A 15182-nucleotide genomic window follows, 5' to 3' on the forward strand; every position below is an offset into this window, starting at 1 on the left:
CTGCACTGCATAACCAGTTTAACCTTCAAGGTAGAAAATAAATTGATTTTTCGGGGGGTGGTACAGAAAAAGCACTCATTATACCTATCGGTGTATCAAGTGTTTTTAGAATTAAAAATGAAAAATTAAAAAAGAAGGGAGAGGTCTCTCCCTGGTTCGCACTGCGTAGCTCTCCACCCTCTCTCCTAGGGGTTCCACCCCTAACACCCCGATTCCACTGCCTACAATCGCGACTTGATTAACTTGTACAAATCGGCAAATACTTTGTCTGGAGTGCGGTCCGCATCGATCGCAGAAACGCAGTCGCTGTAGTCACGGGCCGCGGCCAAGTACCCTTGGCGCACCCGCTCGAAAAAGTCCGCTTTTTCGCTCTCCAGTCGATCGGGTGCCTCGCCCCGCTTCGCGGTGCGAGCGCGGCTCGCCTCCACCGTCAAGTCCAGCACCACCGTCAGTTCGGGGAAACACCCGCCGCAGGTGATTTCCGTAAGGCGCTGCACCAAGTCGGCACCTAGACCTCGGGCGTATCCCTGGTACGCAAAGGTACTCCACGCGAATCTATCCGCAATCACGATCTTCCCTGCATCGAGCGCCGGCTGAATCACCTCGTGAATCACCTGAGCCCGCGCCGCATTGTACAAGAGCAGCTCCGTCTTGTCGCCCATGATTCCCTTGAACGCCGGGTCGAGCAAAAGTCCACGAATCCCTTCCGAAATCTTTGCCCCACCCGGCTCGCGCAATTTCACCACGGAGTAACCTTCCCTGGTAAGTGCATCGATAAGCATGTCGATCTGAGTGGATTTTCCGGAACCGTCGATTCCCTCGAGACTAAAAAAATGTTTCGCCGTCTGCATACGCATAAAATAAAAAATAACTGACCCTAAGTAAAAAGGACTGCCTCGCAGCAATCCTTCACATTCACTTCTGATTCCCTCCGCCACAGGCGTCGGAAAAAAAACTAGTTATTGGTCTTGAGGCCCGCGGCTTCAAAATGAGCCTTGTTCTTCGGGTCCGGCAGGGCGACCTTCGTAATCCAGTTGTATTCGGCAATGCCGGCAAGCCCCACGCGTGCGCAAAGCTGGTCGCGGGCCACGTTGTAGGCATTCAGAATCTGGATCTTTTCGGTTTCGTTCGCGTTGTCGATACGTTCGGACCAGCGCACGCCGAGTTCCACGAGGGCGGCACTCGCCTTCACGTAGATACGGGCCTTGTCCGCAGTGATTTCCGAAGAGGTCGGAGCGGTAAAGGCGTCCACCTTTACAATAGGCACACTCTTCGGGGTAGAAGTCTGCACCTGGCTCATTTCGGGAACATTCTGTTCTTCACTGTCGCACGCGGTCACAGTCGCCGCTACGAAAAAAGAGGCGATCATCAACAACGCCACTTTTAGGATTCGTCTTGACATATCAGCCTCTTTTTCAAAATACTAGCGGCTTGTGGGCTCGAACCACAGACCTGCGGATTATGATTCCGACGCTCTACCAACTGAGCTAAGCCGCCAAATTTTTCCCAAATTTAGTCAAAAAGGTTTAAAATTTCAAGGGGTTATTCAAAATAAACTTCAGTTTCTACAAAATTTTCGCCCCATTTGATCACTTGCCAGCCCGGAGCGGCACTCTGCAAGTTAAAATAGGGCATGTTGGGGTCAATCTGCATCTGGGTAGAAGGCGCCACATGGACAATCTGGCGTCCCATGGACACCTCGAACTGCGCGTGGTAGTGTCCGGTATAAATGTGCGTCAAGTTCTCTATTCCTGCGAGCGTTTCCTGGACCTCCACCATATTTCTCAAGTGGTAGCGCAAGTCCATAAAGCGGTGTCCACAAAAACAGGGCGGATGGTGCATGAACAGGATTATTTCGCCCTTGACCTTCGCGGCTTCCGACTTCAGCCATTCAAGCTGCTCCATAGAGACATCGCCGCAGGCACTGTCCAAAAAGAAGATGCTCTTGCCGCATAAATCGTAGCGGTAGAAACACTTGCCGTTCTGAACCTTGCCCTTAAGATCGAGGTACTTTTCCATCACCTCGATACGGTCATGGTTTCCGGGAATAACGCATACAGGAACAGACGACTTCTTGATAAAGTCCGCAAAATACCTGTAGGCACCGGGTTCTGCATCCTCGTTCGCCAAGTCTCCAGATAAAACCAGCAAATCCAGGTCCTGCATGGACTTGGAATCAACCGCCTTCATGAAATTGGCGCGAACGTCAATTCCCTGGACAAGGCTTTCGTCTTCTCCGATATGCATATCGGAAATCTGGCCTATCTTTAGAATTTTAGACGACATTTTGTCTGCATAATATAACTATTATATTACGAATGCGTGTAAAGATTTTCGACTTTATTGAATAATGTGACAAAAATCATGTCAAAAAGGCCAAATTTTCACCATTTTCAACACCATTCTGTCGATTCGCTGTTGACTTGCATTGAAAACTCACCTTCAACACTTATCCACATTGAAAAAAGTGAACACATTTGAAGTTTTCAACATTTTTTTCCGATATTTTTAAGTCTATAACTTTTTGAGCATCATACACTTACAATTCCATTTTCACCATTTTATCCACTATTCACCGTATCAATTACTATTTACTATTTATATAAATATATAGTCTACAATGATATAGATGTGTACTTAGGCGCCCTCCCCTTTCTTGGCCTATTTCAACACAATCTGCTGAGTCAGTGGGACATTTCCTTTGACTGTGAGAATGTAGTTTCCTGACTTGACCCCTGAAAGGTCGATAACACGATCCACATTTCCCTTGTCGATTATATTCCCCTGGATATCCAGGAGTGTATAGTGATTATAATGATGGAATCTATCCAAGTAAACCTGATGACCTGCAATAGATATAGCTGCCCTTTTCATGGTATTTTGAAATCCACCCTTTTCCTTACCTATATAAATCGGAGGCTGACAACAAGGTTGAAAATGTCCTTCCCAATCAATATCTTGAGAATAAGAGGATGGTTCTTCCGTTACCTTTATTTCAGCTTTTCCAGTACAGGTACCAATCGGCCCGATTTCAAAAATTCGAATTCTTCCATATAAGTGGTCTTTGTTAAGATCACTATTTTCGATATTGAAAAAGATAGACTGCGTTGCAGCAAATGCTTCGGCACAACTATCTAGCCTATTGGAATCGGGAGTCCAGACAGGTTGCTTGAAACTGGATATTTCGCTGGAGACGGTTATCGGGTCTTCTGACTTTGGCAATGTTACATAACAGTAGGCTACTCCCGATTTTTCTTCTTTTACTTGAAGACTTGCTTCATCGTCAGATGTATAAGTGATGCACAGACCTCCTGTAGAAGTGATATCTAGAGGTTCACGTCGACCGCTTACCGTATTGAATCCAAAACTGACAAAGTTACTCAAAGAGTTTTCCCTTGGATCTGTCGTATCTGGTTTGTCTATGTAATATTCAATAGTTAAATATCCCAGTATGTCTATCATTGGAGCCGTTAGGGAGCCATAGTATCCACATGTATCAAATGGATATTTAGGTTTTGGATATATTTTATTCTTTTTTCCGTCCTGGCTATATAGGTATTTTCGTCCATCTTGGGTATACCAGTAACCCATGGTGGTACCTTCACATACACCAAATTCATACATACATTCTGCGCCGGTATTGACCTGTTCATTCGTACCGTCATACCACAACTCCGAATTGACGGTTTGTGCGATAGCGGGAATGAATAAAAGTATCAATGCTACTATTCTTTTCATCTTAAAAAGACCAGGATTTTGTTCCTGGTCTTGTGCTAAGAGTTAAGCCTAGTTCAAGGTGATTTTCTTTGTCATCTCGAAGCTTCCCTTGACCTTGAGCAAGTAGCTACCGGACTTCACGTCGCTCAGGTCGATGTTTCCGCTGGTGTAGCCGCTATCGACCGTGTTCCCCTGCATGTCGAAGAGTCTGTAGTAGGTGTTGTCGCCAAATCCATCCAGGGTTACCTTGCGACCCTTTACGTAGATGGAGAGCGTGGACGGTGCCGACTTCTTGGAAACATTGTCTTCGGATTCATCCTCGATGGTGCAGGTGAATGTCGATTCGGTTTCGGTGCAGGTAAGAGTGCTTGCCTTGCTGTTGTTCTTGATGGTGCCGACATTTGCTCCGTTGCACATGACGTTGTAGCCGCTCTTTGTCTTCTTCAGGGAACACTCTGCAGATTCGTTCCTTTCGGACGGATTGTAGACAGCGAATACCTTGATGTTGTCGCAGTAGAAGTAGGTGGAATCGTTCTTCGTGAAGGTCTGGCATTTTGTCTTGTAATCAATGATGGGATCGACCGGAATGCCTGTACCTTCGGATTTATGGGCGAATGTTTTGGGTTCGCTCTTAGAAATATCCTTGCCTCCCTTACAGGTTCCGCTGGGGCCGACTTCAAAGATGCGGAGCTGACCGTCTGCTGCGCTTGCGCCTCCGTCAAGCTTGAATCTGATAGTCTGGGCTTTGGCAAATGCCTGGGCGCAGCTATTGAGTTTATTTGCAGTTGGAGTCCAAGTCGGTTGCAAGAAGTCAGAAATACTCTTGCTTACCGTCTTTACCTTGCTGCTCTTGGGCAAGGTGATATAGCAGGCGTTCTTTTCCGTACTATAGGGGTCGACAACTTCGAGGTTTACGTTTATACTAGATGTATAGGTGGCGCAAAGTCCCTGTGTATCGGTGATATCGAACGGTGTCTTTTCCGTATTCACGATGTTGAATGCAAGTCCAACGAAGTTGTACGGGTATTCTTCTTCTTGTCCTGTCAGTGTGGGATCCTCAAGGTGATACTTGATAGTCACGTAGCCCAGGTTATCGATTTCCGGATAGATATAGGAAGCAGGATCGCCTTCGGCACCATACGGGTAGAGTGCATACGAGCCACCATGGTCGTTTGCGCGATCGTCGAAGTCGTACCAGATGCCCATCGTGCTATTATCATGTACGCCGTATTCGTACATATCGTCAGCACCGGTATTGACTTGATAATCGGAACCGTTGAACCAGATGCCGGTATTTACGGACCTGGCAACGCTAGAGGAACTTAAGTTCAGGGCCGATGAACTGGAGGAATGATTTTTGTTCAAATCGAAACGGAATTTATCGGGTTCGTTCTCTGACATTTTCTTGTCCCCTTGGCATGTTCCATAGGGGCCGACTTCGAAGATACGGAGTTTTCCGTCGCGTTCGGTAGCCCCGCCTTCAATCTTGAACTTGACCGCCGTGGCTTTGCTAAAGGCTTCGGCACAAGAGGATAGCTTATATTTTTTATCTACCCATGCAGGTTGCTTAAAGTCGGAAATTAAGGTGTTGACTGTTTTCGGAGTCGGAGATGAAGTCGCTTTTAATGTTACGTTGCAAAGTGCATCGCTGTAAGTGGATGTGGAATCTTCGACTTCCAGTGTAACGTTATCGTCGGACATATAGGTCACGCAAAGGCCACCCGTCTCGGTGATGTCTACAGATTCATTGTAAAAACCTATGTTGAATCTCATTCCGGCGAAATTGTACGGATATTCGGCTGTCTGTCCGGTAGTAGTCGGATCGACCAAGTGGTATTCGACGGCCAGGTAGCCAAGGTTATCGATGGTTGCGATAAGGGCGGAATTGTTATCTTCATCGAAATACGGGTAAAGAATGTACGAGCCACCATGGTCGTTTGCGCGATCGTCAAAGTCGAACCAGTAGCCGTAACATTCCGGGCCATCGGTATAGTCGCAGTTCAGTCCAGTCTCTACACTGTATTGGGTACCGTTGAACCAAAGACCGGTATTAAGAGCGGTATTGTCTGAAGCTGCGAAAGCCATTGCCGAAGTGATTGCCATAGTCGCAATTACTTGTCTCTTCATAATTCCTCCATGATATAAACACCTAAAAGGTGACATCCAACTTTGAATATAACCTAAATTACAAAAAAGTGTCTATCTAATTTAAAAAAATAAAAAAAATGTGATTTCGCTACAAGGAAAGAAATTCAATGTAAAATAACGCACTCTTAATTTGCACGGAGAATAACACAAAAGTCCCCCTTTTAAAGGGGGAAAAGCAACAAACAGTTTATGTGCAATTAAAGGAGGTTGGCTTCTTTCTTGGGTGCCGGTGCGGACTTTTCACCTGCGCTCTTGAGACCCATCTGGCAGTTGCCCTGGAATACGGCGCCTTCCTGGATAATGAGGCGCTTGGTCTTGATGTTGCCTTCGAACTGCGAGGAGCTTTCGAGAATCAGTTTGTCGGAGCAGTCGATGTTGCCCTTCACGGAACCTGCGATCACGGCGGTAGTGGTCTTGATTTCGGCCTGGACACTCCCCTGGCGTTCCACGATAAGTTCGCCTTCGATAGAGATGCTTCCGCTGATGGTACCTGCGACGCGGACGTCGCTATTGCCGCTGATGTCGCCCTTGATCGTTACGCTATGACCGATCTGGGTAATTTCCTGTTCTTTTGTTGCCATGGTTTACCTCTTGGTTCTTACTTAATAATTTATAAACAGTTCCGGGTCCATTTCCTTGCCGTTCTTGGTAATGGTGTAATGCAGGTGCGGTGCACTGCTGTTTCCCGTGTTACCGACGGTTCCGATAATGTCGCCCTTGCCTACGTTTTTCCCCTTGCGGGTGCGGATATCCTTCAGGTGTGAATAACTCGTCACGTATCCGTTCTGGTGGTCGATGATGACCGTGTTTCCCAGTTCGTCCTTTGAACCGGCGAATTCCACGATACCGCTACCCGAGGCAAAGACGGGGTTGCCGGTCTGGGCCGAAAAGTCCGTACCCAGGTGGTCGTTTTCTTCGCTGAACTTCTTGCTTACGATTCCGACAACGGGAATCACGTTCGGGATATGTTCCAGGCGAATCTTTTCTTCCATTGGTTTCCAGCCGTTGATCCCTTCGTAGTCCACGTCGATTTTTTGCGAGGGCGTGTGGGCGAAACGATTCTTGTCGATCAGGCTGTTGATCTTGTTGGAGTCGTTCTCGATGAAAGTGCCGAGGATATTCTGGATGCGTTCTTCCAGTACCCAGAGCGAGTCGATTCGCGAAAAGAGTTCTTCGTAGTTTGCGTTCTGCTTTGCAAGCTGGGCGTTCGCGGTGCGGATTTTTTCGTAATTCACGAGCGTGCGCCCGATGCGCCCGGCATTGTAGATGACAAAGCCGGCTGCAATCACCAGCACCACCAGGAAAATCTTCAGGAAAAAGAACCACTTCGTGTTGACGCGGTACTTCTTGATCTCTTTGGAATTTTCCGGGATGATCTGTATGGTATAGTAATTGCCTTTCATTTAGCGTTCCATGAGTTCCTGGATTCGGGTGAGGTCGTCCATGGAATAATAGTTAATGACGATGGTACCCTTGGTCTCAGTCGAGGCGCTCGGGTTCAGTTGCACCTTGGTACCGAAGTATGTTTCGAGACGGGACTCGAACTGCTTCATGTCGGCGCTGAGTTCCGGCTTCGGCTTGGCTTCGACTTCGGGCTTGTGGACTTCCGGCTGTTCCTCTGAAGACTGCTCCGGTTCACCCTCTCTCGTCTCTCGTTTCTCGTCTTTCGTCTGGCTAATATCTTCTCCCCTAGCAATCGCCTCGATCTGGCGGACGTTCAGTCCTTCCTCAATGACGCGCTTCGCGACTTCTTCAGGATTTTCGATCTTGTCGCTACAGAGGGCACGTGCCGCACCGCCCGAAATCTTTCCTTCCTCTATCCACAAAAGTACGACTTCCGGGAGCTTGAGAAGACGGAGACTGTTGGTAATCGCGGAACGGGACTTGCTCACAATTTTGGAGAGGTCGTCGTGCGTATAATTATGATTGTTGATAAGTTGTTGATAAGAACGGGCGACTTCGACCGGGTTCAGGTCTACGCGCTGGATGTTTTCGATAAGCGCCCATTCGGCCATTGCCTTGTCGCCCACATTTTCGTAAACCTGGGCCTTGATGGTCGGGAGGCCTGCGAGCTTGGTGGCGCGGGTACGGCGTTCACCGCTGATCAGCTGGTAACGGTCGCCGACCTTGCGGACGACGATTGCCTGGATAAGACCGTGCTGCTCGATGGATTCGGCGAGTTCCACCAGTTCGTCGTCGCTGAAAACCTTGCGCGGCTGGAACGGGTTCGGGTCGATGAGTTCGACGTTGATTTCAACGATTTTTTCGGAGTTGTCAACAGCGGCATTACCGGTCGATTCATCGGCACCATTCTGTGAATTGTTTTCACTGGACTGTTGAATGTCGGACGCTGCCGGAGCGGAGTGATCCTTGAGAATGTCGGCGAGGCTGCGACCCAGTGCGAAAGATTTTTTACCCATTGACTACTTTCCCTTGTTCAAGATTTCTTCGGCGAGTTTCATGTAGGCCTGTGCGCCGCTGCTCTGCACATCGTAAAGAATGGCGGGCTTGCCGTGGCTCGGTGCTTCGGAGAGTTTCACGTTTCTCGGAATCATCGCCTGGAACACGGTGTCGCTCAGGTTCTCGCGGACTTCCTCGGCAACCTGCTTGCAGAGGCTCAGGCGGGAATCGTACATAGTGAGCAGCGCCCCTTCGATTTTCAAGTTAGCGTTCAGGTTCTTCTGGACTTCGCGGATGGTCTTGAAAAGTTCGGTCATACCCTGCAGGGCGTAGTATTCGCACTGCACCGGGATCAGCACGCTGGTGGCGGCGGTCAGCACGTTCAGCGTCAAAAGGTTCAGGCTCGGAGGAGCGTCGATGATGATAAATTCGAACGCCTGCTTCAACACGTTCATCACGCGCTCGAGTCGACGTTCGCGGCTCATGGCGTTCACCAGTTCGATTTCCATGACGGCGAGGTCCGGTCCGGAAGTGATGACCTTGAGGTAGTCGAGGCTCGTGTCGAGAATAGCTTCCTTGATGTTGTCGTAGGTGACATTGTCCGGATTGTCGGCCATGTTCAGGATTTCGTGGATATCCACATCCTGAAGTTCATTGTAGCCGAGACCCTGCGACGCGTTCCCCTGCGGGTCCATGTCGATCAGGAGCGTCTTCTTTTCCAATGCGGCAAAACTGGCGGCCAGGTTGACGGCAGTCGTGGTCTTGCCCACGCCACCTTTCTGGTTGCAGACTGCTATCACTTTACTCATTCATTACCTCGAGTGACTAAGGCGTAAACTTGTTCTTCCTGCGGGAGTGCATATTTATATATGTGTACTTCCGGATTGCTTTCCAGGTGAACAATATTGTTGAAACTTTTCAGCGTGAGGAACTTTCCACCGCGCTTGAGTCCCGGCTGGGCACGTTCCCAGTCGTTTTCGAAAGTCGACAGGGCGCGGCAGCTCACAAAATCCAGATAGGCAAGTCCCGAAGTTTCGAAGCGCTTGCCTACGACGGTCAGGTTATCCAGGTGCAGTTTTTCCTTGGCGTACTTCATGAACTCCACGCGCATGTGACGGGGTTCGACTGCAAAGAATTCCACCTGGGGCATTACGATGGCGAGCGGGAAAATCGGACAACCTGCACCGGCTCCCATATCAGCCCATTTGATAGACGAGAGAGAAGAGACGAGAGACGAGAGAGATTCTTTGTTATCAATTCTCTCGTCTTTAGTCTGTAGCCCCGCAGGGGCGTTCTCTCGTCTAATATATATATAGGGAACCAATGAATCGGCGATGTGCCTGCTCAAAAACTTTTCGGAATCCTTCGCCGAAATCAGGTTGCCAAACTGCTTGGTCTCTACGACCAAGTCCGCAAAATCATAAAGCTTGCCGAGAGTATCGTCGGACAGCTGCACACCATGTTCTGTCAAGAACTGGTTCAAAAGATTCTGCTGATTTTTGTTTTCTCTATAACTCAATGAAAACCTAAAAATTGTTTGGACTTTGGCAAAGCCAAAGGCCGACACCCTGCGGTTTCCAAATAAAAATATGCGAACATATTTTTGCTTGGAAACCTTGGTTGTGTTTGGACACTTCGTGTCCGACCTTAATCGGCTCGGAAATAAAAACAAATAAATTTGTTTTTGCTTCACTCGCCTCATAAGGTTTCACGTGGAACGTTAGCGAGGTGAGTGCAGCGAAAAATACATTAGGTATTTTTCATTGCCGAACCGAAGCAAGTTGGCTCCGAAGGAGCAAACATTGATTGCGTAGCAATCTAACGTGCCTAACATAATTTAGTATTATGATTTGTGAATACAAGAAAAAAGGGCGGGCGCCCTTTCACTTTTTAAAAATATCCGTGGATAAGTTTTTGATAAATGTGGATTTTGTGTGAATAGGAAATAGTTTAGAATGTTCCACGTGGAACACTTATGATATATTTTCTGTTAGCAGGGCGACCGAGGAGGTCAAAATGTTTGGACTTTTCGGGGATAAATGCCGGCTTGTTTTTGCGGAGGATCGAGGTGGTGGAATTGGGGTTGACCAAAATATAGAACATCTTTTCCTCGCTATTTTTGTTCGACACAACGAATCCGTTTTCGGTATTTGTTATAATTTGCTGGGTTGTGCTGGAGAGGGAATCGTAGGAGGTTATGATGCAGGTGTTTTCGTCATTGGGGTCTGGGGTGATGAAGGAGCTTTGTTCCTTTTGGAGTGTGTTTTCGGGTAGGTCCCATACTTCCCTATAAAGGGTGTCGTTTCGCAAGTATGAAATTCTCATGTAACTGATCTTCGGTTCATCGGAGATCGCGGGACTATAGACATAAGCTAGGGAGGAATCCTTTCCTATGATGTAGGTTTCTTCTTGGATGATTTGGTCGTTGTAATAGGTAGTTGTCTTGATGTTTTTTTCAGATTTTTCCTGAACCATCTTTTGATGAATTGTTGAACAATTGTCCTCTACGCATCGGACGATGCTGTCCAGGTTGTTTCCTGTATAGTGGTATTTCATGGAGGCGTAGTAAGTAAAATCGTGAGCGTAGTTTTCGATGTAGGCACTGTCTACCAAATATGTATTTGCGATGCTGGATGTAAAAGATGTCTGGAACATGTCGCGGCAGTTGAAGGCGAAGGCATTCAATGCAATAAAGAAGAGAATTAGGATGAGCTTTTTCATGTTAATAAATATAGTTTATTTTAAATGAAAAAAAGAATGCAGGGAGGGAACCCAGCTCGGAGTTGACGCCTATGGCGTCCGTGGCTTCATTCGGTCATATTGACAAATAAATTTGTCAATGCGACACTCATTTTGCGCACTTTTGCGAAGGCCGCACGGTTCCCTCCCTGCACCCTCCCTTTCCTGGCGCAAGCGCCAACCTTACGGCTCAGCCATGACCATACAAGTATGGCCGCGGCACTCGCCTTGATCGGTTGTGGCCGACGCAGCCAGGCTCGTCCAGACGATGAACATTTTTTTTGATATTGATTGTATTTCACGCAAATGTTGGGACACTTCGTGTCCTACCTTAATCGGCTCGGAAATATATACGAAACTCGAAACTTTAGTTTCGTAGTTGAGTTATCCTCTGCGGGGAGAAACAAGCTTGCTTGTTTCTGCTTCACTCGCCTCATAAGGTTTCACGTGGAACAATTAGAAAGTTATTTCTTATAATATATAGTGGTATATTCATTGCCGCCTGTGCAGGGGCCGGGGGCTTTGATGTATCTATTATAGTCGAACTTGATTGATTTCTGGATGAGGTTACTCCCCTTCATTTCGTATTCATAGGTGTCGATGATGAGGTTCTTTTCGCTTTTCCGGGTACATTTGCTTTCGTTATTCGGGTCGCGATAGATGATCCAGTTCCTGGGAATCCAGCTGTTGACTTCGTGGATGGTATCGTTTTTGATATAGAATATCTGGTGCAGTTCCTTATCCTTATTGATATAGACGGAATCCTTTGTGCGGTAGACCGTAAAGTGCCATCTGTCCTTCGTGGATTTCCAGTCGTATTTCTTGACCTTGCCTACTTTGGTAGAGTCAATTTCCCAGTCGGGAATGTAGGTGGATCTTTCTTCGATATTGTGTGCAGGGCAAGATTGGTATAGGTTCATGCTGTCGAGATGATTGCCTGTCCAATGGTATTTGATAGTATAGACTAGCCCGTTTTGTTCCTGATAGAGACTATCCGGCGACATTTCGCCGGGCATGACGAGTGCATTATTCTCGAAGTTCGTTGCGAAATAATCGAACAGGGGTCGGATACAATCAACCGAATGGGCATTCAAAAATGCCGCTACCAATATTATAAATGTTCTCCTCATGTTATTTAATATAGATTATTTATAGTAGAGAAGGAGATGCCCGCTCAAGGCGGGCATGACAATCTGGAAAAGTTGTATGTTTGGCCTTTGGCTTTGCCAAAGGCCGACATGCTCATACTCGGTCATAAAATATGCAAGCATATTTTGCGACGCTCGTAATCGCATGTTGGGCCTCTGGTTTCACCATAGGCCTACACCCTGCGGTTCCCAAATAAAAATGTGCAAGCACATTTTGTGACGCTCGTAATCGCATGTTTGGACACTTCGTGTCCGACACCCTGGGGCTCAGCAATGTCCATACAAGTATGGACGCTGCATTCGCCCTGCGGATGTTTCACGTGGAACATTGAACTTCATTTTGACAATCTTTGTCAGGGCAATGAAGCTATATTAAAAGTGAACGTCTTTTATGGGAACTTCTATGTGTTGCTCTCTTGTTGCTGCAGTCTTTTTGGTAATGCTATTTATAATGTGGTACTAGATAGTAATCTCTACCCTATTGCCTTCGGGGTCGAGAACGACACTTTCATAATACCCGTCGCCGGTGGTTTGTGGCTCTCCCACTACCTGGATACCGTCATTGGACATTTGTTGGGTGAGGAGGTCCACCTCTTCTTTGGAACCCACAGAAAAAGATAGGTGTGCATACCCGAGATGTTCTGAAGAGGATAATGGTTCTATGTCAGGGCGGTGCATTATTTCTAGCCGGGCGCCACTTTCGAAGGTAACAAACCTGCTGGTGAATTGTTTTGCCGGATTATGGTAAACTGGGTGGACTACCCCATCGAAATACTTTCGGTAGAATTCGCAGACCTTGTCTATGTCTTTTACCCAGATGGCGATATGTTCTATTTTCATAAGGAACCCACTATAATATATATAAAAAGTGTTTATTGAAACCGAGTTTTCAACATCTATTCACATAGTAGTTGATAATTATATGTTTCACGTGGAACGTTTGCAAACCGAGGAAGCGGCGATAAACTTGTTTATCGACATTTCCGAGGTGTAGCAAGTTGGCTCCGAAGGAGCAAACCTGCGATTGTGAGTGTCGCGACGAAATGCTAGCATTTCGGCATGACCGAGCATGAGCATGTCGGACTATGACATATTCATAGTCCCAACAATACATTATTCAATTTCACATTTCGGATTATTTATCTATATTCTTCCTGGAGGTTCTTATGATCGAGATTGAAATTATCCAGGGTGATATTACCAAGCTGAAGGTCGACGCGATTGTGAATGCGGCGAATTGTTCGCTTCTGGGGGGTGGCGGTGTCGATGGGGCGATTCACCGGGCCGCCGGTCCTGAACTTTTGCGGGCTTGCATTCCATTGAACGGTTGCGAAACCGGCAAGGCAAAAATCACTCCGGGGTTTAGGCTTCCGGCGAAGTTTGTTATCCATACTCCGGGGCCTGTCTATGAGGATGGCCTGCATGGTGAACCCGAACTTCTGAAGTCCTGCTATAAAAACTGTCTTGACCTGGCCGAAGAAAATGGATGCGAGTCGGTCGCCTTCCCCGCTATTTCGACGGGCGTTTACGGATACCCCTGGGAGGCTGCCACCGAGATTGCCGTGAAAACGGTTTGTGAATATCCAAATAAGACTGTGAAAAAGGTCATCTTCTGTTGTTTCTCTGCCCAAATGGAAGGAATATATAGGCAGTTCGTTACAGCCTCCCGTTAGTCCTTTTTACTATATTATGAATAGGAAAAAGCCGGTCTGATGGATGGCCGGAAAGACAGTGTTGAAATAAATAGGAGATAATCATGGAAGAAGTCGTAAAATTTCTCAAGGAATGTGGCGCCTACTTTTTGGCAACGGTAGACGGTGACCAGCCGCGTGTCCGCCCGTTCGGTACCGCCAATATTTTCGAGGGCAAGCTCTATATCCAGACTGGCAAGTCCAAGGACTGCTCCAAGCAGATCCAGAAGAACGGCAAGGTCGAAATCTGCGCGATGAACGCCGCGGGTAACGAGTGGGTCCGCGTTGCCGGCACCCTGGTCCGCGACGACCGCCGCGAACCGAAGGTTGACATGCTGGAGCACTACCCCGAGCTCAAGTCGATGTACTCCCCCGACGACGACAACACCGAGACGCTCTACTTTAAGGATGCGACCGCCACGTTCTACTGTTTCACGGCCGCTCCCCGCACCATCAAATTCTAGTATCGAATCTAGAAATAATTCTTCAAAATTCCCGGACTGCTGCTCCGGGATTTTTTGTTCTCCCCCTTCTCGCCATCCTGACGCCCCTAGGGCGGAAGGGTCTAGAATCTACATTTTTACTTGAACAATAACACTGATTGTTGATAAATTTTGTAAACATTCTATTAACACCACGTTTCATGTAAAACCCGAATCATATTTGTATGGTGGATAAATTTGGGATTAATTTCCGCCACTTACCAACAGTAACGAATTTTTATCCGTATTTTTGAAAATGTTCCACGTGAAACATTTGGCAAATGTGAATATGTTGTGTTATTGTGTCAAAACCTGTGGAAACTGATTTTTAATGTATCAACAAGATATTAACATATATTTGGAGGTGTACGACGTCCAAAATAACGATGATTTTTACTAGAACAGTACTTGTTGATAGATGCTAAATTACTAATTTTAGGTAAGTCACCGGTTATTGAGGTAGATTCTATGCAGCCCTATATTCATCATTTTGCCAGCTTTTTAAGATTACACCTTGATTCCATTTCGGTAGGCCTGGTTGCAACGCTCCTGATGATTTACGGTGCCTTCATCAATAACTACTTCAAGAAGATTACAAGGAGCATTCCATTTGTGGGTCGGTTTGCCCTGTTCGTGGTTCTGTGCAGTGCGGGTTATGCGTTCCTGTCGTCGCAGATGGTGCGTTTCCTGAAAATGTTCCTGCGCGGACAGACGGACCTTGCGCTTATCGGAATTATCGCGGGCGCCTTCATCGTGCTAGCCTTTCTTGCCCGTAGCGGAAAGGACGTCTGATTTTTTTCCGCCCTGTTTACGGATGAATCCATTTGTGTGAATCCGGTGGCGACCTCGATGATAAA

The 15182-nt window shown here is 47.2% G+C and carries 16 protein-coding genes and 1 tRNA gene; 3 read left to right on the plus strand and 14 right to left on the minus strand.

Annotated features, from left to right (window positions below):
* Positions 1-221: 221 nt before the first annotated feature.
* The 14 genes from tmk to Q0W37_RS11165 all read right to left on the minus strand — a co-directional run bounded on the left by tmk (position 222) and on the right by Q0W37_RS11165 (position 12992).
* Entirely contained in the window at positions 222-851 is a 630-nt protein-coding gene (tmk, locus tag Q0W37_RS11100; protein WP_297701591.1) for a dTMP kinase, read from the minus strand.
* 104 nt (positions 852-955) lie between these two features.
* Positions 956-1402 carry a hypothetical protein gene (locus Q0W37_RS11105; RefSeq protein ID WP_297701593.1) on the minus strand — a complete coding sequence of 149 codons (447 nt, stop codon included), beginning with the start codon at positions 1400-1402 and terminating at the stop codon, positions 956-958.
* Positions 1403-1424: 22 nt separating this feature from the next.
* Positions 1425-1497: transfer RNA gene (locus tag Q0W37_RS11110), tRNA-Met, on the minus strand.
* 45 nt (positions 1498-1542) lie between these two features.
* On the minus strand, positions 1543-2286 hold the full coding sequence (locus tag Q0W37_RS11115) for a metallophosphoesterase (protein ID WP_297701595.1): 744 nt from the start codon (positions 2284-2286) through the stop codon (positions 1543-1545).
* Positions 2287-2661: 375 nt separating this feature from the next.
* Positions 2662-3738, minus strand: a complete 1077-nt coding sequence (locus Q0W37_RS11120) for a hypothetical protein (RefSeq protein WP_297701597.1) — start codon at positions 3736-3738, stop codon at positions 2662-2664.
* A 48-nt stretch (positions 3739-3786) separates the two neighbouring features.
* Complete coding sequence (locus Q0W37_RS11125) at positions 3787-5844, minus strand: hypothetical protein (RefSeq protein WP_297701599.1); 2058 nt, start codon at positions 5842-5844, stop codon at positions 3787-3789.
* 218 nt (positions 5845-6062) lie between these two features.
* Positions 6063-6446 (minus strand): polymer-forming cytoskeletal protein, encoded by a 384-nt coding sequence (locus Q0W37_RS11130; RefSeq protein WP_297701601.1) that lies wholly within the window; start codon positions 6444-6446, stop codon positions 6063-6065.
* A gap of 21 nt (positions 6447-6467) precedes the next feature.
* Positions 6468-7268, minus strand: a complete 801-nt coding sequence (locus Q0W37_RS11135) for a M23 family metallopeptidase (protein WP_297701602.1) — start codon at positions 7266-7268, stop codon at positions 6468-6470.
* Positions 7269-8285, minus strand: coding sequence for a ParB/RepB/Spo0J family partition protein (locus tag Q0W37_RS11140; protein WP_297701604.1), 1017 nt, complete (start codon positions 8283-8285; stop codon positions 7269-7271).
* Positions 8286-8288: 3 nt separating this feature from the next.
* The gene (locus Q0W37_RS11145; RefSeq protein WP_297701606.1) at positions 8289-9074 is read right to left on the minus strand and encodes a ParA family protein; all 786 of its coding nucleotides are present in this window, start codon (positions 9072-9074) and stop codon (positions 8289-8291) included.
* Positions 9071-9748 (minus strand): RsmG family class I SAM-dependent methyltransferase, encoded by a 678-nt coding sequence (locus Q0W37_RS11150; RefSeq protein ID WP_297701608.1) that lies wholly within the window; start codon positions 9746-9748, stop codon positions 9071-9073. Before Q0W37_RS11150 ends, Q0W37_RS11145 begins: the two co-directional genes overlap by 4 nt.
* Before the next feature lie 467 nt (positions 9749-10215).
* Complete coding sequence (locus tag Q0W37_RS11155; protein ID WP_297701610.1) at positions 10216-10986, minus strand: hypothetical protein; 771 nt, start codon at positions 10984-10986, stop codon at positions 10216-10218.
* A gap of 482 nt (positions 10987-11468) precedes the next feature.
* The gene (locus Q0W37_RS11160; protein WP_297701612.1) at positions 11469-12113 is read right to left on the minus strand and encodes a hypothetical protein; all 645 of its coding nucleotides are present in this window, start codon (positions 12111-12113) and stop codon (positions 11469-11471) included.
* Between the two features lie 498 nt (positions 12114-12611).
* Positions 12612-12992 (minus strand): VOC family protein, encoded by a 381-nt coding sequence (locus Q0W37_RS11165; RefSeq protein WP_297701614.1) that lies wholly within the window; start codon positions 12990-12992, stop codon positions 12612-12614.
* A gap of 326 nt (positions 12993-13318) precedes the next feature.
* Between Q0W37_RS11165 and Q0W37_RS11170 the strand changes: the two genes are divergently transcribed.
* The 3 genes from Q0W37_RS11170 to Q0W37_RS11180 all read left to right on the plus strand — a co-directional run bounded on the left by Q0W37_RS11170 (position 13319) and on the right by Q0W37_RS11180 (position 15117).
* On the plus strand, positions 13319-13825 hold the full coding sequence (locus Q0W37_RS11170) for an O-acetyl-ADP-ribose deacetylase (RefSeq protein WP_297701616.1): 507 nt from the start codon (positions 13319-13321) through the stop codon (positions 13823-13825).
* Positions 13826-13908: 83 nt separating this feature from the next.
* Positions 13909-14307, plus strand: a complete 399-nt coding sequence (locus Q0W37_RS11175; RefSeq protein ID WP_297701618.1) for a pyridoxamine 5'-phosphate oxidase family protein — start codon at positions 13909-13911, stop codon at positions 14305-14307.
* 486 nt (positions 14308-14793) lie between these two features.
* Entirely contained in the window at positions 14794-15117 is a 324-nt protein-coding gene (locus Q0W37_RS11180; protein WP_297701620.1) for a DUF3392 family protein, read from the plus strand.
* The last annotated feature ends 65 nt before the right edge of the window (positions 15118-15182 follow it).

It is taken from the genome of uncultured Fibrobacter sp., from assembly GCF_947166265.1.
Classification (GTDB): domain Bacteria; phylum Fibrobacterota; class Fibrobacteria; order Fibrobacterales; family Fibrobacteraceae; genus Fibrobacter.

Excerpts from the sequence above, each read along its gene's own strand:
- tmk (WP_297701591.1), bottom strand. The coding sequence starts at position 851 with ATGCAGACGGCGAAACATTTTTTTAGTCTCGAGGGAATCGACGGTTCC.
- Q0W37_RS11105 (WP_297701593.1), bottom strand. The coding sequence starts at position 1,402 with ATGTCAAGACGAATCCTAAAAGTGGCGTTGTTGATGATCGCCTCTTTT.
- Q0W37_RS11115 (WP_297701595.1), bottom strand. The coding sequence starts at position 2,286 with ATGTCGTCTAAAATTCTAAAGATAGGCCAGATTTCCGATATGCATATC.
- Q0W37_RS11120 (WP_297701597.1), bottom strand. The coding sequence starts at position 3,738 with ATGAAAAGAATAGTAGCATTGATACTTTTATTCATTCCCGCTATCGCA.
- Q0W37_RS11125 (WP_297701599.1), bottom strand. The coding sequence starts at position 5,844 with ATGAAGAGACAAGTAATTGCGACTATGGCAATCACTTCGGCAATGGCT.
- Q0W37_RS11130 (WP_297701601.1), bottom strand. The coding sequence starts at position 6,446 with ATGGCAACAAAAGAACAGGAAATTACCCAGATCGGTCATAGCGTAACG.
- Q0W37_RS11135 (WP_297701602.1), bottom strand. The coding sequence starts at position 7,268 with ATGAAAGGCAATTACTATACCATACAGATCATCCCGGAAAATTCCAAA.
- Q0W37_RS11140 (WP_297701604.1), bottom strand. The coding sequence starts at position 8,285 with ATGGGTAAAAAATCTTTCGCACTGGGTCGCAGCCTCGCCGACATTCTC.
- Q0W37_RS11145 (WP_297701606.1), bottom strand. The coding sequence starts at position 9,074 with ATGAGTAAAGTGATAGCAGTCTGCAACCAGAAAGGTGGCGTGGGCAAG.
- Q0W37_RS11155 (WP_297701610.1), bottom strand. The coding sequence starts at position 10,986 with ATGAAAAAGCTCATCCTAATTCTCTTCTTTATTGCATTGAATGCCTTC.
- Q0W37_RS11165 (WP_297701614.1), bottom strand. The coding sequence starts at position 12,992 with ATGAAAATAGAACATATCGCCATCTGGGTAAAAGACATAGACAAGGTC.
- Q0W37_RS11170 (WP_297701616.1), top strand. The coding sequence starts at position 13,319 with ATGATCGAGATTGAAATTATCCAGGGTGATATTACCAAGCTGAAGGTC.
- Q0W37_RS11175 (WP_297701618.1), top strand. The coding sequence starts at position 13,909 with ATGGAAGAAGTCGTAAAATTTCTCAAGGAATGTGGCGCCTACTTTTTG.
- Q0W37_RS11180 (WP_297701620.1), top strand. The coding sequence starts at position 14,794 with ATGCAGCCCTATATTCATCATTTTGCCAGCTTTTTAAGATTACACCTT.